Source organism: Streptomyces incarnatus, assembly GCF_001027185.1.
Classification (GTDB): Bacteria; Actinomycetota; Actinomycetes; order Streptomycetales; family Streptomycetaceae; genus Streptomyces; species Streptomyces puniciscabiei.
Window position 1 is genome coordinate 849,169 of record NZ_CP011497.1, and the last position, 17,651, is coordinate 866,819.

The window sequence follows — 17,651 nt, forward strand, 5'->3', positions numbered from 1 at the left end:
GGTGGGTTTCACGCTCGAGGGCCCGGTTCTCGAGGGGTCGCTGGTGCGCCTGGAGCCCCTGGGCCGGCGCCATGCCGCGGACCTGGCGGCGGCGGCCGAGGAGGACCGGGCCCCCTATGCGTTCACCTGGGTGCCGCGGGCGGCCGAGGTCGAGGGGTACATCGACCTGCAGCTCGCCCGTGCCGCCGCCGGGAAGCTGGCTCCGTACGCGCAGGTGGAGAGGTCGTCGGGGCGGGCCGTGGGGGCCACCGCCTACTGGGATCCGCGTCCCTGGCCGAGCGGTGACGGTCTCTGTGCGATCGAGGTCGGTTTCACCTGGCTGGCGGCCTCGGCCCAGGGCACGGGGCTGAACACCGAGGCCAAGTTCCTGTTGTTCCGGCACGCCTTCGACAACTGGGGCGTCGCGCGCGTCGACCTGAAGACGGATGCGCGCAACGGCCGGTCACGGGCGGCGATCGAGGGCGTGGGGGCGCGGTTCGAGGGGGTGCTGCGGAACTGGTCCCGGTCGTGGGCACCGGGTGAGGACGGCCTGCTCCGTGACTCCGCGATGTTCTCGATCACCGCGGAGGAGTGGCCCGACTGCCGTACGAAGCTGGAACAGCGACTGGCCCGGATCCGGAGGAGCGCCACCACGGCACCGGCATCCCGAGGTTGACGACACGTCGACGTGAGGTGGGCTGCCCGCCGATCCGTCCCGCCGGAGCCTCACCATCGCGGGCGTCCCCGCAGGTCACGGGGGCAGGATCCCGGGAACGCCGCAATGTGCCGTGGGCGCTGGGGCGGGACGAAGCGCCGGGGCACGGTGGGGTTGTGCCGACGGGCCTCGAGGGGACCCAACCGGGGGACCGTCCGCCGGCCGACGGAAAGGATCCACCATGATGTCCCGCAAGCGCGTCGCCCTCGCAGTCGCCGGACTCGCCCTGGCGGGTGGCCTCGCCGCCGCCCCGGCCGCGACCGCCGCACCGTCCGCGACCGCCGCCCCGTCCGCCCAGTCGTCCTCCTCCGCCGGGAGCCTGGCGTCCGCGGCCGGCAAGTGCTCCGGCTGGAAGGAGATCCACATCACCGGCGGCGCCGCCAAGTACATGGAGTGCACGAAGAAGGTCAACGGCAAGTCGTACGCCTCCGGCGCCTTCTACCTCTGGGACACCAAGCACGACGGCAAGGCCGTCCAGGCGTACGCGGAGACGGACTACGACCACTGGTACGGCGACGACGTGACCTGGGAGCACTTCTACGGCTGGGGCGACGACACCCGGCACAGCCCGGAGATCGTCACGGGCTGGCACCCGGGCAACGACTTCGGCCTGGTGATCGAACTCAAGTGACGCTACGGGACGTTCCAGGCGGAGACGCACGGCTGCCCGTCCTCGGTCGCCAGGAAACCGAGCGTTCCCGGATGCGGATGGCCGAGCAGCCGGGCGGCGGACGCGTCGAGCCCGAGCCAGCGTACGGCGAGCACCCGCGCCAGATGGCCGTGGGCGACGACCGCCACATCGCCGTCGTCGAGCAGTGGCCGGATCCGGTCCAGCACCGCGTCCGTGCGCGCGGCCACCTCCGGGAGCTGCTCGCCGGGATGGTCGGCGTCACCGGGCACGACACCGTCCCGCCACAGCTCCCAGCCGGGCCTCGCCTCCCGGATCTGCTCCGCGGTCAGGCCCTCGTAGCCGCCGTAGTCCCATTCCAGCAGGTCGGGATCAGGTTCCACTCCGGTCAGGCCGGCCAGCTCGGCGGTCCGCATGGCCCGGCCCAGCGGGCTGCTGAGTACGGCGACCGGACGGCGTCGGGCCAGTCTGGGAGCGAGCGCCCTGGCCGCGGCCTCACCGGCGGCGGTCAGCGGCACGTCGGTACGCCCGGCGTGCCGGCCCGACAGGCTCCATTCGGTCTGGCCGTGCCTGATCACTATCAGCTCCCCCATGCCCGGCACGGTATCGCATGATCGGGAACTGCCCCCAGCCAGGATTAGTGGAATATTGAACAACCTCGTTCTGTTGTGGCCGCCGAAGGAGGTCACGAGTGGAGACGCGAGCGGTGACGCAACGGGAGACCACGTACTACGACCACGGCGCCCCGGCCGAACGCTGGGAGCGAGCGCGGCGGTTCTTCGACGCCAAGGACTACGCGGGCGCGGCGCGGGTCCTGACCGGACTGGTCGAGGAGGTGCCGGAGCAGACCGGACCCCGGCTGCTGCTGGCCCGCGCCTACTACCACTCGGCCCAACTGAGCCGCGCGGAAGCCGAGTTGAGGCGCATCGTCGAGCGTGACCCGGTGGAGCACTACGCCCGGCTGATGCTGGGCCGCACGCTCCAGCGGCAGGGCCTGCAGGAGGAGGCGGAGCGGCACCTGCGGATCGCCTCGGCGCTCGCCGGGGACTTCCCGCAGGAGTGAGCCACGGGGCGAGGGCCCGGTTCCCGGCAGGGGGCCGGGCCCTCGGCACGTCTCAGACGGCGGCCCGGTTCCCGGCAGGGGCCCTCGGCACGTCTCAGGCGGCCGGCCGTACCGTGCGGGTCACCACCCAGTGGTTCTTGCCCAGCCGCCGCGCGCGGGTGAAGCCCCGGCTCTCGAACAGGGCGACCGTGCCGTTGTGCAGGAAGGACGCGGACACCCTGGTGCCCTCGGTGTCCTGCGGGAAGCTCTCCACCGTCCCGCCGCCGAGCCGGGCGATCTCGCGCAGGGCACCGTCGAGCGCGGCCGAGGCGACACCCGTGCGGCGCCGGGCGCGGTGCACGAAGAAGCAGGTGATCCGCCAGTCGGGCGGGGCCGGGGCGGCCGCCTCGTAGGCACGGCGGGGCGGGCCGAACTGGCACCAGCCGACGCAGTCGGGGCCGTCGTACACGAGGGCCGCGTGCGCCCTGCCCTCGCGGACCCGTGCCTCCTTCTCCGTCCGGTTCTGCTCGGGCGTCCTGGTGCGGCCGACGCCCTCCTCGTGGAACGCCATGCACCAGCAGCCGCCCCAGACCCCGTCGTGCTCCGCCACCAGCCGGGCGAAGCCGGGCCAGGTGTCCGGGGTCAGGGACCGTACGGAGAAATCCATCTTCCCCTCCTCGGAGTCAGAGCGAGGCCGACCGAGGTGCAGGCCGGTGGCTGGATCGCATGCGGCGGCGAATCCCGCCCTGTCCGTCAGTCTTCCGTACGGCCCTCCCCCTGTCCGTGGAGTCCGGCGAACCGGTGCCGGCCGCGTCGAGCAGGGCGCCGAGGACCCGGCCCGCCGGCTCGCCCTGACCGCGCCGCCGGGCATGGCCGCCGTCCCGCGCCATGTCCCGTGCTCCCGCTCGTGCGGCTCTGTCCGACTCCTGGACGCCGAAGCCGGTGCCGGCCTGTCGGACCCCGCTGTTTCACGGCGTCATGACCGGGATGCGCCCGTCGGCGGCCGGGCGGCATGGCATGCTGACGCGATGGCCCCTCTCCGTGATCACGCGCCGCTCGCCGAGCGGGTCGAGGAACTCCTCGCCGCCGGCGGCCCCTTGCCCATCGTCGCCGCCGGGCAGCCGGTGCTGCGGCGCGGCACCGAGCCCTACGACGGTCAGCTCGGCCCGGCCCTGCTGGCCCGCTTCGTCGAGGCCCTGCGCGTCACCATGCACGCCGCGCCCGGGGTGGGCCTCGCCGCCCCGCAGGTCGGCGTGGAGCTCAGGATCGCGGTCATCGAGGATCCGGCGCCGGTGCCCGAGGAGGTCGCGGCGGCCCGGGGCCGGGTGCCGCAGCCGTTCCGGGTCCTGGTCAACCCGGTGTACGAGCCGGCCGGCACCGCTCGCGCCGCGTTCTTCGAGGGCTGCCTGAGTGTGCCGGGCTGGCAGGCGGTGGTGGCCCGGCACGCCGAGGTCCGGCTGCGCGCCGAGGACGAGCGGGGGCGCGCGGTGGACGAGGTGTTCAGCGGGTGGCCCGCCCGGATCGTCCAGCACGAGACGGACCACCTGGACGGCACCCTCTATCTGGACCGCGCCGAACTGCGCTCGCTGTCCACGAACGAGGCGGTCACGGCGCTGTGGAACCGTCCGACACCGGAGGCGGCGGCCGCGGCGCTCGGCTTCGAACTGCCGTAAGAGGCCGGTCATTTGTCGCGGTAGGCCTCCAGCAGCCGCAGCCACACCTCGCTCAGCGTCGGGTACGACGGGACGGCGTGCCACAGGCGGCCGACCGGGACCCGGCCGGCGACGGCGACGGTCGCCGAGTGGATGAGCTCGCCGACACCGGGGCCGACGAAGGTGACGCCGCGCAGGATCTCGTCCTCCAGGTCGACCACCATGCGGGCGCGGCCCTTGTAGCCGTCGCCGTACAGGCCCGCGCCCGCGACGGCGGAGAACTCGACGTCGACCGCGCGGACGCGGTGGCCGGCCTGTTCGGCCTCGGCGAGGGAGAGGCCGACCGCGGCGGCCTCGGGATCGGTGAACACCACCTGGGGTACGGCGTGGTGGTCGGCGGTGGCCACGTGCGCGCCCCAGGACCCGGCCGACAGCGGGTCGCCGGCCGCGCGGGCGGCGATGGCGGCGCCCGCGATGCGGGCCTGGTACTTGCCCTGGTGGGTGAGGAGGGCACGGTGGTTGACGTCACCGACCCCGTACAGCCAGTCGGTGCCGGTGACCCGGAGGGTGTCGTCGACGTCCAGCCAGGAACCGGGTTCCAGGCCGACGGTGTCGAGGCCGATGTCGTCGGTGTGCGGGACGCGGCCTGTGGCGAAGAGGATCTCGTCGGCCTCGAAACGGTCGCCGGCGGTGGTGACGGCCACGACCGTGCCGTTCTCGCGGGTGACGGACTCCACCGAGGTGCCGGTGCGGACGTCGGCGCCCGCCTGGGTGAGCGCCTCGGCGACCAGTTCCCCGGCGAACGGCTCCATGCGGTTCAGCAGGCCCTTGCCGCGCACCAGCAGGGTGACCCGGGAGCCGAGGGCCTGCCAGGCGGTGGCCATCTCGGTGGCGACGACACCGCCGCCGACGACGATCAGCCGGGCCGGGGCGGCCTTGGCGCTGGTGGCCTCGCGGCTGGTCCACGGCTTCACTCCGGCGAGGCCGGGCAGGTCCGGCAGCTGGGCGCGGGTGCCGGTGGCCACGGCGACGGCGTGCCGGGCGGTGAGGGTGGTGACGGTGCCGTCGGGGGCGGTGACGGTGACCGTGCGGGGGCCGGCGAGGCGTCCGTGGCCGCGGTACAGGTCGGCGCCGATGCCGTCGAGCCAGCCGACCTGACCGTCGTCCTTCCAGTGGGAGGTGTACTCGTCCCGGCGGGCGAGGACGGCCGGGGTGCCGAGCGGGCCCTGGACCGCCCGGTCGAGGCCGGGCAGCCGGCGGGCGTCCGCCTGGGCGATGACCGGCCGCAGCAGGGCCTTGCTGGGCATGCACGCCCAGTACGAGCACTCGCCGCCGACCAGTTCGCTCTCCACGACCGCGGTGGTGAGACCGGCCGCGCGGGTGCGGTCGGCGACGTTCTCCCCCACGGGACCGGCCCCGAGCACCACGACGTCGTACGCGATGGATTCCGTTTCCCTCGTTTCCGTCATGGGGTCAGTCTGGTGGGTGGTGTGCGCGACGGCCACATGGGTACGCGCGCGACACACAGAACGTGCGCGTGTGGAATAGGCGGTCCGGCGGCCGTGTTTCCGCCGTCGGCACACCCCCACCCAGGAAGAGGGACTCACGCCATGAGCAGCACCGTGGAGCTGACCAAGGACAACTTCGACCAGACGGTCACCGACAACGACTTCGTGCTGATCGACTTCTGGGCCGCCTGGTGCGGGCCGTGCCGCCAGTTCGCACCCGTGTACGAGAAGGCCGCCGTGGACAACCCGGACCTGGTCTTCGGCAAGGTGGACACCGAGGCCCAGCCGGAGCTGGCCCAGGCCTTCGGCATCCAGTCGATCCCGACGCTGATGATCGTCCGCGACAAGGTCGCCGTCTACGCCCAGCCGGGCGCCCTGCCCGAGCCCGCCCTGGCGGACCTCATCGGGCAGGCCCGGAAGCTGGACATGGACGAGGTCCGCAGGAGCATCGCGGCCCAGGAGACCCAGGGCGGCGCGGGCAGGCAGTCCCAGGAGGGCCCCGCTCAGTAGTCCCTAGAAGGGGTACGGCGCCACGTCGCCGCGTACGGTCGTCCAGCGCAGCTCGGTGAAGGCGTCCAGGTTGGCCTCGCCGCCGAAGCGGACGCCGGTGCCGGACGCGGCGACGCCGCCGAAGGGCGCCACCGCCTCGTCGTTCACGGTCTGGTCGTTGACGTGCACGATTCCGGTGGGGATCCGCTCGGCCAGGTCCAGGGCACGGGCGGTGTCCCGGGTGACGATGCCGAGGGAGAGGCCGTACGGGCTGTCCGCGGCGAGTGCCGCCGCCTCGTCGGCGCTGGTGAAGGAGCGGACCGGCGCGACCGGGCCGAAGACCTCCTCGGTGTAGGCCGGGGCGTCGTCGCCCGCGTCGGCCAGCACGGTCGGCCGGTAGAAGAGCTGTTCGTGGGTGCCGCCCGCGGCGAGTTTCGCGCCGCGGGCGGTGCTCGTGCGCACCAGCCCGTCGATCTTGGCGAGTTGTCCCGCGTCGATGACCGGCCCGAGGTGGACCCGCTCGCGGTGCGGGTCGCCGACGGTCAGCGCGTCGGCCTTGGCGGCGAGCCGTTCGACGTACTCGTCGTAGAGCGAGGCGTGCACGAGATGACGGCCGGTCGTCATGCAGATCTGGCCCTGGTGGAAGAACGAGCCCCAGGCCGCCGTGGAGATCACGGCGTCGAGGTCGGCGTCGTCGAGCACGATCAGGGCCGAGTTGCCGCCGAGTTCGAGGTGGGCGCGCTTGAGGTGGCGGCCGGCCGCCTCGCCGACGGCGCGGCCCGCCGCGGTGGATCCGGTGAAGGAGATGACGGGGACCAGTGGGTCCTCCACCAGCGCCCGGCCGGTCTCCGCGCCACCGGGCAGCACGTGCAGCAGGTCGCCGGGCAGGCCGGCTTCCGCGAAGACGGCGGCGAGGGCGAGGCCGCCGCAGACGGCGGTGCGCGGATCCGGCTTGAGGACCACGGCGTTGCCGAGCGCCAGGGCCGGCGCGACGGAGCGGATGGACAGGATCAGCGGCGCGTTGAACGGGGAGATCACGCCCACGACCCCGACCGGGACCCGGCGGGTGTACGACAGCCGGGGGGCCTCGCTGGGCAGCACCTGCCCGGTCGGACGGGAGGCGAGGGCGGCGGCCTCATAGCACTCCTGGGCGGCCACGTGGAGCTCGAAGTCCGCCTTGCCCGGGATGGATCCGGACTCGCGCACCAGCCAGTCGCGCAGTTCCTCGGCGTGCTCGGTGAACAGGTCGCCCGCTCTGCGCAGCACCTGGGCACGCTGGAAGTGCGGTGCGCGGGCCCAGTCGCCCTGGGCGGCGCGTGCGGCGCGTGCGGCGTCACCCACGTCCCCGGGCGCGGCGAGGGTGACGGTGCCGAGCGCGTCACCGGTGGCGGGCTCGGTGACGGTGTGGGCGGGTCCGGCAGGACCGCGGTCCTGCCAGGTCTTCGGGTCGAGCAGCGGCATACGGCTCTCCGATCGGTCGCCGGGAGGTGCGGAACCTCCCCCCGACGCTACTTGGTTGAGCGCGAAACTACATCGCGGTGACGCCGCTCCGGAACCCCGTCACCACCGGGAGGTGTACCCCGCCGGCGTCACCCGCGCTCCGGCTCGCACGAATGCCCACCGTCAGGTGGACTCGCGCTGGACCACCGAGGCGCCCAGGACCCTGTGCACCTCCGGCTCGCCGCCGGGGTCGCGGACGGCCCGGTCGACCAGTTCGGCGAGGTCGCGGCCCGAGGGCAGTTCGATGTGCACCGTGCTCAGGCGGGGCCGCAGCAGCCGGCCGAGCATCAGGTCGTCGGCGCCGATCACGGCCACGTCCTCGGGGACGCGCACACCCGCGTCCTGCAGGGCGCGCATCAGGAGCATCGCGTACTCGTCGTTGTAGGCGAACACCGCGTCCAGTCCCGACTCCCGCCAGCGGGCGGCCAGTTGAGCGGCCGATTCCTCCGTGTACGCGAGCGGCAGCTCCGTGACGACGGCGTCCGTGCCCCGCAGCGCCCGGCGCACCCCGGCGAGCCGGGGCCGGGAGTACGCCTCCAGGCCGGACTCCTCGGGCACCACGACACCGATCCGGCGCCGGCCCCGGGCATACAGGTGGGCGCCCGCGCACTCACCGACGGCGGCGTGGTCCATGAGCAGGGCGTGCGCGCCGTCGACGCGTTCGGGGCCGAGGGTGAGCACGGCCCGGGCACCGGAGCGCTTGAGGACGCCGACGCCCTGCGGCCCGAGTTCCGCACCGGGCACCAGGACGGCGACTGGCCGCAACTCCGCCCAGGCGCGGGCGGCTTCGTCACCCTGGAGGCCGACGCTGCCGTACTGCACCACGGTGTAGTCGAGCCGGCCGAGCCCCCACTGCAGCTCGTTGAGGAACCCGCTGTAGAGCGGGCCCACCGGGATCGCCGGGGCGGGCATGAGGACCATACGGCTGTGTCCGGCGCGCAGGCTGCGGGCGGCGGCGTGCGGGACGTACCCCAGTTCCCGCGCGGCCTCGCGCACGCGGCGGCGCGTCGGTTCACTGATCCGTACGGCGCTGGTGTTGTTGAGGACGTAGGACACGGTCGCGCGCGATACGCCCGCCAGGCGGGCCACATCGGCACTCGTGGGCGTGTTCGGTATCTGCACCATGACAGACCGCATCTTGGCAGAGGGGCGGGGGCCGGGAAGAGGCGGGGCGACGTGGTTCACCGTTCGACGAGATCCGCCGCCGAAGCAGACGCCTGAGCACTCGACGAAGCACTCGCCGAAGCAGTCGCCGATACAGCCCCCGACGCACGGCGAACGCGTTCGTAACGAACTTGTTCGCGACGAACATGTTCGTTACGGTGGAGGCATGACCGCTTCTCCCCGCTCCCGCCGCGAGCGCCCCGCCAAGCCCGCCCTGACCCGGGAGGGCATCGTCGCCGCCGCCGTCGCGATCCTGCGCGCGGAAGGGCTGCGGAAGGTGACCATGCGGCGGCTGGCACAGGAACTCGACACCGGTCCGGCCTCGCTGTACGTCTACGTCCGCAACACCGACGAACTGCACGCGGCCGTCCTGGACGAGCTGCTCGGCAGGCTCGCCCCGGCCCCGGCCGAGGGCACCTGGCGGGAGCGGCTGGAGCAGGTGCTCACCGGCTACACCGCGATGCTCCTGGAGCATCCGAGCCTGGCCCGCTCGGCGCTGACGGCATGGCCGAGCGGGCCGAACTACCTGCGGCTCATCGAGACCCTGCTGGGCCTGCTCCAGTCGGGCGGGGTCCCGCGCGCACAGGCCGCGTGGGGCGTCGACCTGCTGCTGCAGCACGCCGCCGCGACCGCCGCCGAGCACGCCGGGGAGGACACCCCGGACGGCTTGCGGGCACTGGCCCACGCCCTGCGCGAGGCGCCGTCCGACACCCATCCGCACATCGCCGCGAGCGCCGGAGAACTGCTCTCCGGCGCCCCCGAGGCCCGCCTGTCCTGGGCCTTCCAGACCCTGATCAACGGCATCGAGCGCACCGCCGTACCCGACTGACCCGCCCGGAGGCCCCCATGACCACCAGCCACCCCCACCACCCGGTCGCCGTCGTCGGCGCGGGCCTCGGCGGGCTCGCGCTCGCCCGGGTGCTGCACGTGCACGGCGTCGAGGCCGCCCTCTTCGACCTGGACCGCGCGCCGACCGCCCGGACCCAGGGCGGCATGCTCGACATCCACGACGAGTCCGGGCAGGAGGCGCTGCGGGCGGCCGGGCTGCACGAGGAGTTCCTGAAGCGCGTCCACCCCGGGGGCCAGGCCCTGCGCGTGCTGGACCGGCAGGCCACCGTACGGCTCGCCGAGGACGACGACGGATCCGGCGGGCGGCCCGAGATCGACCGCGGCGACCTGCGCGCACTGCTGCTCGGCTCCCTGCCCGGGGGCGCGGTCCGCTGGGGCGCCAAGGTCACCGGCGCGCGCCCGCTGGGCGACGGCCGGCACGAGGTCACGCTCGCGGACGGCACCATGTTCACGACGGACCTGCTGATCGGCGCGGACGGCGCCTGGTCCCGGATCCGCACCCTCCTTACCGCCGCCCGGCCCGCGTACACGGGCGTGTCCTTCGTCGAGGCCGACCTGCTGGAGGCGGATCTGCGGCATCCGGCGAGCGCGGGGGTCGTCGGCGGCGGGATGCTCTTCGCGCTCGACGCGGGCCGCGGCTTCCTCGCGCACCGCGAGACCGACGGCAGTCTGCACGTGTACGCGGCCGTCGAGGCGCCGGAGGACTGGCTGGACGGCATCGACTTCGGCGACACCGAGGCGGCGAAGGCGGCGGTCCTGAAGGAGTTCGGCGGCTTCGACGAGAGCCTGCGGGCCCTGGTCGCCGACGCGGACGGGGCCCTGGTGCCCCGGCGGATCCACGCGCTGCCGGTCGGCCACCGCTGGGACCGGGTGCCCGGGGTCACGCTGCTCGGGGACGCGGCCCATCTGATGTCGCCGTTCGCGGGCGAGGGCGCCAACCTGGCCCTCCTCGACGGCGCCGAACTGGGCCTCGCTCTGACCGCGCACCCCGGCGACACCGAGGCCGCGCTGGCCGCCTACGAGGACCGGATGTTCCGGCGCGCGGAGGAGTCCGCGGCCGAGTCCGCGCACAGCGCCGCCCTGCTGTTCCGCCCGGACGCGCCCCAGGGGCTCCTCGACATGTTCACCGGCCGGGGCGGCTGACGGGCGCGGAGCAGGGTGCCGACCGGCAGGAGCGCGGGGTGGCGACCGAACCGCGGCGCACACGGCACGGCCCGCCTGTCCGCACCGCACCCGAGCCCCCCCGCAAGCGCCGATCACCCGCCGGCACCCGAACACCCCCGAGCCCCCGAGCCCCCGAGCCCCCCGAGGATCGCCGACCCGAGCTCAGCGGGGCGGTCTCGTGCCGGTGACGCGGGCGACCAGGTCGATCCAGCCGGCCTCCAGCCGCTCCATGGGCATCCCGCACTGCCTGGTCTGGTGGTGGATCAGGGCGGGGTCGAGCGAGTTGAGCAGGGTCTGGGAGAGCAGTTCGCAGTCGGCGTCCGGCACGATCTGCCGCAGCAGCATCGTGACGTGCGTGCGCAGCGCGGTGACCGCGGGGTGGGAGAACCGGCGGGTCGGTTCCGTCTGGGCGGCCAGGAACAGGTCGAGCTGTTCGACCCTGCGGTACAGCACCGCCACGCCGAACGCCCGCAGACGCTCCAGGGGCAGCGCTCCGGGCCCCAGCGGCGGGGGCCCGCCCAGGAAGTCGGCCTGCAGCTTCCGGTCCGAGTGGTCGAGCAGGGCCATCAGCAGTCCCGTCCGGTCGCCGAAGCGGCGGAAGACCGTGCCCTTGCCCACCTGGGCCGCCGCCGCGACCGCTTCCATGGTCACCCCGGCCACCCCGTGCTCCGCGATCAGCCGCGCGGCGGCCTCCAGCAGGCGGGCCCGGTTGCGCGCGGCGTCGGCCCGCAGGCACGGTTCCTCGGGCCCCATGCCGACCTCGAGCAACTGAGGCGCGTCGAGGGGTTCTTGAGGCGACGGGAAGGGCGGCAGCGCGCGGGACATGAAGACAGCGTAAAGCATCGGGAACAAAACTGGACCACGGTCCGCTTAGAGTGCTACAAACTTAAACCGGACCTCGGTCCGGTTCGTAACGGCGATGTTTCAGCCTCCTTGGAGTCCCCATGTCTGTTCGCATCCTCGCGCTCGTCGGCAGCCTTCGTGCCGGTTCGACCAACCGCCAGCTCGCCGAGGCCGCCGTCAAGCTCGCTCCGGAGGGCGCCGAGGTCGTGGTGCACGAGGGCCTGGGCGACGTCCCCTTCTACAACGAGGACATCGACGTCGAGGGCAGCGTCCCGGCCGCCGCCGCCAAGCTGCGCGAGGCCGCGCAGGCCGCCGACGCCTTCCTGCTCTTCTCCCCCGAGTACAACGGCACCATCCCGGCCGTCCTGAAGAACGCCATCGACTGGCTGTCCCGCCCGTACGGCGCCGGCGCCTTCGGCGGCAAGCCCGTCGCCGTGATCGGCACCGCCTTCGGCCAGTACGGCGGCGTCTGGGCGCAGGACGAGGCCCGCAAGGCCGTGGGCATCGCCGGCGGCAAGGTCATCGAGGACATCAAGCTGTCCATCCCGGGCTCCCTGACCCGCTTCGCCGAGACTCACCCGGTCGACGACGCCGAGGTCGCCGCCCAGCTGACCGAGGTCGTCGCCCGTCTGCACGGCAACGTGGGCGAGGTCGCGGCCGCCTGAGCCGTCCGCACGCAGCATGCGAAGGGGCCGGATCCCGTCCGGCCCCTTTCCGCGTTCGCATGGCCGGAGCCGCCAACCGTCAGCCGTCAGCCGTCAGCCGTCCGCCGTCGGCCGCCAACTGTCAGCCGCCCGCGTCACCCCGGCGGGTGACCAAGCGCTCGGCCAGCGTGCTGCGCCGGTACAGCACCCTGCGGCCGTCCCGGGCGCGGGTGACGAGGCCGGTGGCGTCGAGGACCCGCAGGTGCTGGGAGACGGCGCTGGGGGTCACGCCCAGCCGGCGGGCCAGTTCCACGGTGGGCAGGGGTTCCGCGAGCAGCCGCAGCAGGGTGGTGCGCGGTGCGCCGAGCAGCGCGGTGAGGGCGTCGGCGTCGGGCGCGGGTTCCGGTTCCCACAGCGTGGCGGTGCCCCGGCCCGGGTAGGCGAGCATCGGCGGCGCGTCGGCGCTGATCGGGGGCGCCGGCTTGTGTGCGAACACCGAGGGGACCAGCCGCAGCCCCCGCCCGGCGCCGTCGACCGCGTGCCGGCCGATCATCCTGTCGACGGTCAGGACGCCGTTCCGCCAGCCGAGGTTGGGATGCAGACCGGACAACAGCGCCCCCGCGCCGCCGGTGGCCAGCAGGCCCGCGCGATGGGTGATGTCGGCCTCCAGCACCAGCCGGATCCGGGGCCAGTGGGGCAGCAGGGCCGTCTGCCAGTAGCGGTGCAGCAACGAGCAGAGGGCGTCGAGGAGTTCGAGGACCGGGCCGTCGCCGGGCGCGGTGGCCCGCCGCAGCGCGCCGGGGAGCGGACGCGGGGCGTGCGCGGCGCGCAGATCGCCCCGTACGACCTGCGGGGGCGTGGCCCGTACGACGGTCAACTCCTCGTCCAGGGTGGGGGCGTAGCCGGTGGGGCGGGGGGTCAGGAAGTCGGGCAGCGCCAGGGCCGGACCGACGAGGGCCGACAGCAGGGGCAGATCGGCGGGGTCGAGGGCGGCGAGCACGCGGCGGCGCCAGTCGCGGTGCAGGAGGTGCAGGGCGGGCGCGCGCAGTACGCGCAGGCTCTCCATGAGCTGGCTGAGCGGGGAGATGGCGAACCGGGTGTCGGCGAGGTCGTCGGCCCCGAGCCGGAAGCTGATCATTTAGCCCCCGGCTACATCCTTCGCCAACCGCCCGCGCGGGGCGTGGACTTCGGCACATGACGGATCACCACACCGGGCAGCGTACTCCGCGCCTCGTTCCGCTGCTGGCGCTGGCCTGCGGGGTCGCGGTCGGCAACGTGTACTTTCCGCAGGCCGTCGCGCCGCTCGTGGCGGCGGGCCTCGGCGTCTCCCCCGGCGCGGCGGCCGGGGTGGTCACCGCGACCCAGTTCGGGTACGCCGCCGGCATCTTCCTGCTCGTCCCGCTCGGCGACCGGCTGCCGCCCCGCCCGCTGCTGGTCACCCTGCTCTGCCTGACCGGCCTCGGCCTGTGCGCCGCTGCCGCCGCGCCCGCGCTGCCGCCGCTGCTCGCGGCGAGCGTGCTGGTCGGCGCGAGCACGGTGATCGCCCCGCTGGCCGGCCCGCTGGCGGCCGGTCTGGTGCCGCCGGAGCGGCGGGGCCTGGCGGGCGGCACGCTGCTGAGCGGGGCCCTCGCGGGCATGCTGCTGTCCCGGACGGCCGGCGGCGCCCTCGGCGACCGGCTGGGCTGGCGGGCGCCGTACGTCCTGGCGGCCCTGCTCACCCTCGCGGTGGCGCTGCTGCTGGCCCGCGCGCTCCCGGCCACGGCACCGCCGTCCCGGCAGCGCTACCCGCGGCTGCTGACCGAGCCGGTCCGCCTGCTGTGCACCGAACCGGCCCTGCGCCGCTCCTCGTTCCACCAGGCGACGGTGTTCGCCGGCTTCTCCGCCGTGTGGACCGGGGTGGCGCTGCTGCTGACGGGCCCGGTGTACGGCCTCGGCGCGGACGCGGTGGGGCTGCTGGCGCTGGTCAACGCGGTGACCATGCTCGTCACGCCGGTCGCGGGCCGGCTGGTGGACCGGTGCGGCGCCGACGCGGTGAACGTGGTCTGCTTCCTGCTGGTCCTCGCCTCCGCGGCGATCCTCGCCCTCGGCGGCCTCGGCGGCACCCCCGGCCTGGTCTCCCTGGTGGCGGGCACGCTGCTGCTGGACGTCGGCATGCAGTCCGGCATGGTCGCCAACCAGGTGCGCGTCTACGCCCTCGGCGCGGACGTCCGCAGCCGCCTCAACACCGCCTACATGACCTGCGCCTACCTGGGCGGCGGCCTCGGTTCCTGGCTCGGCTCCCGGGCGTACGCGGGGTACGGCTGGACCGGGGTGTGCGCTCTGGCCGCCCTGCTGACCGGGCTGGGGCTGGTACGGCACCTGGGCGCACGGACCGCCCGGCGGACCTCGGCCGGCTCCGGATCAGGAGGGCAGGGGTGCGGGGGTGGTGTTGCTGACCTGCTGGAACACCGCGTCGGACCCGACGAAGCCCGCAGCCGGGTCCTGGCCATCGAACAGACCGTCGCGGAACTGCTCGACACCGCGGAACGCGAAGGCGTGACTCCCGCACGGGCGGCCGCCGAGACGGCCCGCCGGCGCCTTGCCGGTGGCCCGCCGACGCCTTGACAGTGGCCCGCCGGGCACCGCACCCGGACGCCCGGCGGTGACGTGACCCCGCCCCGCGCCGGAACCGCCGGGGAGCCCCGCGCTCCCACCACCTGACCGGCATCCCGGCGAAACCCGTACAACAGCTCGATCCTGACGTTACCGTTCGGTAGACACAGGTCCCGGAGTCTCCCGGAGGTGCCCGCCCATGACGCACGACCGTTCCGCCGGACTCATGGAGACGCGGCGTGCGCTCGCCGAAGGGGAGGTGACCTCGCGTGCGTTGGTAGAGCGGGCGCTGGCCCGGATCGAGGCCGCGCAGGGCACGTTGAACGCCTTCCGGATCGTGCGGGCCGAGGCCGCGCTCGCCGAAGCGGACGCCGCCGACCGGGAGTTGGCCGACGGGGCGCGGCGCCCGCTGCTCGGGGTGCCGGTGGCGGTGAAGGACGACATGGACGTGGCCGGGGAGCCGACCGCGTTCGGCTGCCCCGGCGAGTTCCCCGCGGCCGCCGAGGACGGGGAGGCGGTACGGCGGCTGCGCGCGGCCGGCGCCGTGATCGTCGGCAAGACCAACACCTGCGAGCTGGGGCAGTGGCCGTTCACCGAGGGACCCGCGTTCGGGGACACCCGCAACCCCTGGCACCCCGGGCACACGCCCGGGGGTTCGTCGGGGGGCTCGGCCGCCGCCGTCGCGGCCGGGCTCGTCCCCGCGGCGCTCGGCTCCGACGGCGCCGGCTCGGTGCGCATCCCCGCGGCCTGGACCGGTCTGGTCGGCATCAAGCCGCAGCGGGGCCGTGTCTCCACCTGGCCGCGCGGTGAGGCCTTCCAGGGCATCACGGTCAACGGCACCCTCGCCCGGACGGTCGCCGACGCGGCCCTGCTGCTGGACGCGGCGAGCGGCAACCACGAGCGCGACCCGCACCGGCCGCCCGCCCTGACGGTGGCGGACGCGGTCGGCCGCGACCCGGGCCGGCTGCGCGTCGCCCTGTCCCTGAAGCCGCCGTTCACCGCCGTACCGGCCCGGCTGCACCCGGAGATCCGCGCCCGGGTCCTCGAACTCGCCGGGAAACTCGCCGAGTTGGGGCACGACGTGGAGGAGGCCGACCCGCCGTACGGGCAGATCGGGCTGACCTTCGTGCCGCGCGCCACCGCCGGTATCGCCGAGTACGTCCGCGAGGCGCCCGACCCCGCGCTGCTCGATCCGCGCACCCGGGACGCGGCCCGGCTCGGCCGGCTGCTCGGCGGGGCCCCGCTCCGGGTGGCCCGGCGTGCGGAGGCGGTGCTGCACCGGCGGATCGGCCGGTTCTTCGCGTCGTACGACGTGGTCCTCGCGCCCACGACGGCCGCTCCCCCGCCCCGGATCGGCGCCTTCTCCCGGCTCGGCGGGCTGGCCACCGACCGGGCGATGATCGCCGCCTGCCCGTACGCCTGGCCGTGGAACGTGCTGGGCTGGCCGGGCGTGAACGTGCCCGCCGGGTTCGCCGGGGACGGCCTCCCGGTCGGTGCCCAGCTGCTCGGCCCGGCCAACAGCGAACCGCTGCTGGTGTCCGTCGCCGCCCAGCTGGAGGCGGAGCTGCACTGGCACGACCGGTGGCCGCCGGAGCCCGCCTCGGCGCCACGCGCCGCCTGACGGCCGGACGGCCTTGCGGCGTCACACCGTGAGCAGGCCGATGCCCAGGGCCATCAGCACGACGACCTTCAGGAGTTCCAGGCCCACGTACCAGAAGTGGCTGCGGGAGCGGGGCAGTTCCTCGCCCGCGAGGATCCGGTCGGAACGGCGGTTGAGGCAGGGCCGGACGGCGGCCAGCTGGGCGAGGAGCAGTACGGCGACGATCCCGGTCAGCGCCGTGATCCCGGCCGGGGCGCCGCCCACGGCGATCGCGGCGATGACGACGACGGCCAGCACCGCCTCCACGGCGTTCAGCGCGCGGAAGACCAGCCGGCCTATGCCGAGGCCGACCGGGATGGTCACGCCCGGGGCACGGAACTTCAGCGGCGCCTCCAGGAAGGAGATCGCCAGCACCATGCCGAGCCAGACGAAGGTGACCGCGCTCGCGGTGGCGGCGGACGTGACGTTCATGTGCGGGGGCCTTTCTCCGCCGGGGGCGGCGGTGCGGTACGTGCAGGAGAGGGAGCGACCTCGGCTATGCGGCCCGGGTGGCGGTCAAGTGGGCCACGCAGGCGCCGGGTTCGGCGAAGGGCTCCAGGCCGGTGGCGGTCAGCGGGGCGTCCAGCCGGGCCAACGCGCCCTGCATCAGGCCCAGGTGGAGCGGACACACCAACGCGCCGTGTTCCTCGGCCAGTTCCAGGAAGGGACAGTGCCGTAGCCGGATCCGCCGGGGCGGCCCGCCGGGCTTGTCCGCTCCCTCCGCCTGTGGGGCGAAGCCCAAGTCGCCCAGCAGAGCGAGAAGTACGGCCACCGAGCCGTCTGCCGTCGGTGCCTCGGACGGGGGCGGCGGCTGCACCAGGTGGCCGCCCCACGCCCGGCCCGTCCGCATGGCCTCCTCCCGCGCCGCCGCCGGGTCGGCGGACGCCCACCGGCTGAGCAGGATGCGCGCGAGCAGCCGGTAGTCACGCACGCCGCCGCGGTCCATGCCGGGACGCGCGGTGTAGACGGTGCGGGGCCGGCCCGGTCCCGGGGACGGCTCGGCCCGGCGCTCGACCAGGCCCTGGGCCACCAGGGTGTCCAGATGGAACCGCACGGTGTTCGGGTGGACGCCCACCCGCTCGGCCGTCTCGGCGACGCCGAGCGGCGAGGGTGCGGCGCGCAGTACGTCGAGCACCTCCCGGCGGCGCGGGCTCTCCCGCGTGGTCATCTGCGAACCTCCGCTCCCACCTGCGCTGATTTTTCACGAAGCCTACATGTATTAATTGTAGAGTGGACATCCAGG

At 74.5% G+C, this 17,651-nt stretch carries 19 protein-coding genes; 10 read left to right on the forward strand and 9 right to left on the reverse strand.

Features of this window, described 5'->3' with window-relative positions:
• Position 1 precedes the first annotated feature (1 nt).
• Both ABB07_RS03715 and ABB07_RS03720 read left to right on the forward strand, forming a co-directional pair.
• Positions 2 to 655, forward strand: a complete 654-nt coding sequence (locus ABB07_RS03715; protein WP_208897226.1) for a GNAT family N-acetyltransferase — start codon at positions 2 to 4, stop codon at positions 653 to 655.
• Positions 656 to 875: 220 nt separating this feature from the next.
• On the forward strand, positions 876 to 1,325 hold the full coding sequence (locus ABB07_RS03720) for a hypothetical protein (RefSeq protein ID WP_208897228.1): 450 nt from the start codon (positions 876 to 878) through the stop codon (positions 1,323 to 1,325).
• Between the two features lie 2 nt (positions 1,326 to 1,327).
• On the opposite strand, the gene ABB07_RS03725 is transcribed toward ABB07_RS03720, so the two are convergent.
• Complete coding sequence (locus ABB07_RS03725) at positions 1,328 to 1,915, reverse strand: histidine phosphatase family protein (RefSeq protein WP_208897230.1); 588 nt, start codon at positions 1,913 to 1,915, stop codon at positions 1,328 to 1,330.
• Between the two features lie 98 nt (positions 1,916 to 2,013).
• Between ABB07_RS03725 and ABB07_RS03730 the strand changes: the two genes are divergently transcribed.
• The gene (locus tag ABB07_RS03730) at positions 2,014 to 2,385 is read left to right on the forward strand and encodes a tetratricopeptide repeat protein (protein WP_244189209.1); all 372 of its coding nucleotides are present in this window, start codon (positions 2,014 to 2,016) and stop codon (positions 2,383 to 2,385) included.
• 94 nt (positions 2,386 to 2,479) lie between these two features.
• On the opposite strand, the gene ABB07_RS03735 is transcribed toward ABB07_RS03730, so the two are convergent.
• Positions 2,480 to 3,031 (reverse strand): GNAT family N-acetyltransferase, encoded by a 552-nt coding sequence (locus ABB07_RS03735; RefSeq protein WP_208897232.1) that lies wholly within the window; start codon positions 3,029 to 3,031, stop codon positions 2,480 to 2,482.
• A 361-nt stretch (positions 3,032 to 3,392) separates the two neighbouring features.
• Between ABB07_RS03735 and ABB07_RS03740 the strand changes: the two genes are divergently transcribed.
• Positions 3,393 to 4,037 carry a peptide deformylase gene (locus ABB07_RS03740; RefSeq protein ID WP_208897234.1) on the forward strand — a complete coding sequence of 215 codons (645 nt, stop codon included), beginning with the start codon at positions 3,393 to 3,395 and terminating at the stop codon, positions 4,035 to 4,037.
• A gap of 8 nt (positions 4,038 to 4,045) precedes the next feature.
• Here the strand turns inward: ABB07_RS03740 and ABB07_RS03745 are convergent, their stop codons facing one another.
• Complete coding sequence (locus tag ABB07_RS03745; RefSeq protein ID WP_208897236.1) at positions 4,046 to 5,485, reverse strand: dihydrolipoyl dehydrogenase family protein; 1,440 nt, start codon at positions 5,483 to 5,485, stop codon at positions 4,046 to 4,048.
• 141 nt (positions 5,486 to 5,626) lie between these two features.
• On the opposite strand from ABB07_RS03745, the gene trxA reads away from it, so the two are divergent.
• Complete coding sequence (gene trxA, locus ABB07_RS03750; protein ID WP_208897238.1) at positions 5,627 to 6,034, forward strand: thioredoxin; 408 nt, start codon at positions 5,627 to 5,629, stop codon at positions 6,032 to 6,034.
• Between the two features lie 3 nt (positions 6,035 to 6,037).
• Here trxA and ABB07_RS03755 read toward each other — a convergent pair whose 3' ends face one another.
• Entirely contained in the window at positions 6,038 to 7,474 is a 1,437-nt protein-coding gene (locus tag ABB07_RS03755) for a benzaldehyde dehydrogenase (protein WP_208897240.1), read from the reverse strand.
• Between the two features lie 162 nt (positions 7,475 to 7,636).
• Positions 7,637 to 8,650 carry a LacI family DNA-binding transcriptional regulator gene (locus ABB07_RS03760; RefSeq protein ID WP_208897242.1) on the reverse strand — a complete coding sequence of 338 codons (1,014 nt, stop codon included), beginning with the start codon at positions 8,648 to 8,650 and terminating at the stop codon, positions 7,637 to 7,639.
• Positions 8,651 to 8,843: 193 nt separating this feature from the next.
• Here ABB07_RS03760 and ABB07_RS03765 point away from each other — a divergent pair, with 193 nt between their 5' ends.
• Positions 8,844 to 9,506 carry a TetR/AcrR family transcriptional regulator gene (locus ABB07_RS03765; protein WP_208897244.1) on the forward strand — a complete coding sequence of 221 codons (663 nt, stop codon included), beginning with the start codon at positions 8,844 to 8,846 and terminating at the stop codon, positions 9,504 to 9,506.
• A gap of 17 nt (positions 9,507 to 9,523) precedes the next feature.
• Positions 9,524 to 10,669, forward strand: coding sequence for an FAD-dependent oxidoreductase (locus ABB07_RS03770; RefSeq protein ID WP_208897246.1), 1,146 nt, complete (start codon positions 9,524 to 9,526; stop codon positions 10,667 to 10,669).
• Between the two features lie 183 nt (positions 10,670 to 10,852).
• On the opposite strand, the gene ABB07_RS03775 is transcribed toward ABB07_RS03770, so the two are convergent.
• On the reverse strand, positions 10,853 to 11,533 hold the full coding sequence (locus ABB07_RS03775; protein WP_208897247.1) for a TetR/AcrR family transcriptional regulator: 681 nt from the start codon (positions 11,531 to 11,533) through the stop codon (positions 10,853 to 10,855).
• Between the two features lie 101 nt (positions 11,534 to 11,634).
• On the opposite strand from ABB07_RS03775, the gene ABB07_RS03780 reads away from it, so the two are divergent.
• Positions 11,635 to 12,198, forward strand: coding sequence for an NAD(P)H-dependent oxidoreductase (locus ABB07_RS03780; RefSeq protein ID WP_208897249.1), 564 nt, complete (start codon positions 11,635 to 11,637; stop codon positions 12,196 to 12,198).
• A gap of 121 nt (positions 12,199 to 12,319) precedes the next feature.
• Here the strand turns inward: ABB07_RS03780 and ABB07_RS03785 are convergent, their stop codons facing one another.
• Positions 12,320 to 13,315, reverse strand: coding sequence for an ArsR/SmtB family transcription factor (locus tag ABB07_RS03785; RefSeq protein ID WP_208897251.1), 996 nt, complete (start codon positions 13,313 to 13,315; stop codon positions 12,320 to 12,322).
• Positions 13,316 to 13,371: 56 nt separating this feature from the next.
• On the opposite strand from ABB07_RS03785, the gene ABB07_RS03790 reads away from it, so the two are divergent.
• Entirely contained in the window at positions 13,372 to 14,781 is a 1,410-nt protein-coding gene (locus ABB07_RS03790; protein ID WP_208897253.1) for an MFS transporter, read from the forward strand.
• 187 nt (positions 14,782 to 14,968) lie between these two features.
• Entirely contained in the window at positions 14,969 to 16,390 is a 1,422-nt protein-coding gene (locus ABB07_RS03795; protein WP_208897255.1) for an amidase, read from the forward strand.
• Positions 16,391 to 16,411: 21 nt separating this feature from the next.
• On the opposite strand, the gene ABB07_RS03800 is transcribed toward ABB07_RS03795, so the two are convergent.
• Together ABB07_RS03800 and ABB07_RS03805 are read right to left on the reverse strand one after the other, a co-directional pair.
• Positions 16,412 to 16,840: a hypothetical protein gene (locus ABB07_RS03800; RefSeq protein ID WP_208897257.1), complete on the reverse strand. Its 429-nt coding sequence runs from the start codon at positions 16,838 to 16,840 to the stop codon at positions 16,412 to 16,414.
• A 64-nt stretch (positions 16,841 to 16,904) separates the two neighbouring features.
• A complete protein-coding gene (locus ABB07_RS03805) occupies positions 16,905 to 17,576 on the reverse strand; it encodes a helix-turn-helix transcriptional regulator (RefSeq protein ID WP_208897259.1) in 672 nt (223 codons plus the stop codon).
• Positions 17,577 to 17,651 lie beyond the last annotated feature (75 nt).

Bases quoted from the DNA above. Each gene is read 5' to 3' on its own strand.
- ABB07_RS03720 (WP_208897228.1), top strand. From the start codon at position 876: ATGATGTCCCGCAAGCGCGTCGCCCTCGCAGTCGCCGGACTCGCCCTG.
- ABB07_RS03725 (WP_208897230.1), bottom strand. From the start codon at position 1,915: ATGGGGGAGCTGATAGTGATCAGGCACGGCCAGACCGAATGGAGCCTG.
- ABB07_RS03735 (WP_208897232.1), bottom strand. From the start codon at position 3,031: ATGGATTTCTCCGTACGGTCCCTGACCCCGGACACCTGGCCCGGCTTC.
- ABB07_RS03740 (WP_208897234.1), top strand. From the start codon at position 3,393: ATGGCCCCTCTCCGTGATCACGCGCCGCTCGCCGAGCGGGTCGAGGAA.
- ABB07_RS03745 (WP_208897236.1), bottom strand. From the start codon at position 5,485: ATGACGGAAACGAGGGAAACGGAATCCATCGCGTACGACGTCGTGGTG.
- trxA (WP_208897238.1), top strand. From the start codon at position 5,627: ATGAGCAGCACCGTGGAGCTGACCAAGGACAACTTCGACCAGACGGTC.
- ABB07_RS03755 (WP_208897240.1), bottom strand. From the start codon at position 7,474: ATGCCGCTGCTCGACCCGAAGACCTGGCAGGACCGCGGTCCTGCCGGA.
- ABB07_RS03760 (WP_208897242.1), bottom strand. From the start codon at position 8,650: ATGCGGTCTGTCATGGTGCAGATACCGAACACGCCCACGAGTGCCGAT.
- ABB07_RS03765 (WP_208897244.1), top strand. From the start codon at position 8,844: ATGACCGCTTCTCCCCGCTCCCGCCGCGAGCGCCCCGCCAAGCCCGCC.
- ABB07_RS03770 (WP_208897246.1), top strand. From the start codon at position 9,524: ATGACCACCAGCCACCCCCACCACCCGGTCGCCGTCGTCGGCGCGGGC.
- ABB07_RS03775 (WP_208897247.1), bottom strand. From the start codon at position 11,533: ATGCTTTACGCTGTCTTCATGTCCCGCGCGCTGCCGCCCTTCCCGTCG.
- ABB07_RS03780 (WP_208897249.1), top strand. From the start codon at position 11,635: ATGTCTGTTCGCATCCTCGCGCTCGTCGGCAGCCTTCGTGCCGGTTCG.
- ABB07_RS03785 (WP_208897251.1), bottom strand. From the start codon at position 13,315: ATGATCAGCTTCCGGCTCGGGGCCGACGACCTCGCCGACACCCGGTTC.
- ABB07_RS03790 (WP_208897253.1), top strand. From the start codon at position 13,372: ATGACGGATCACCACACCGGGCAGCGTACTCCGCGCCTCGTTCCGCTG.
- ABB07_RS03795 (WP_208897255.1), top strand. From the start codon at position 14,969: ATGACGCACGACCGTTCCGCCGGACTCATGGAGACGCGGCGTGCGCTC.
- ABB07_RS03800 (WP_208897257.1), bottom strand. From the start codon at position 16,840: ATGAACGTCACGTCCGCCGCCACCGCGAGCGCGGTCACCTTCGTCTGG.
- ABB07_RS03805 (WP_208897259.1), bottom strand. From the start codon at position 17,576: ATGACCACGCGGGAGAGCCCGCGCCGCCGGGAGGTGCTCGACGTACTG.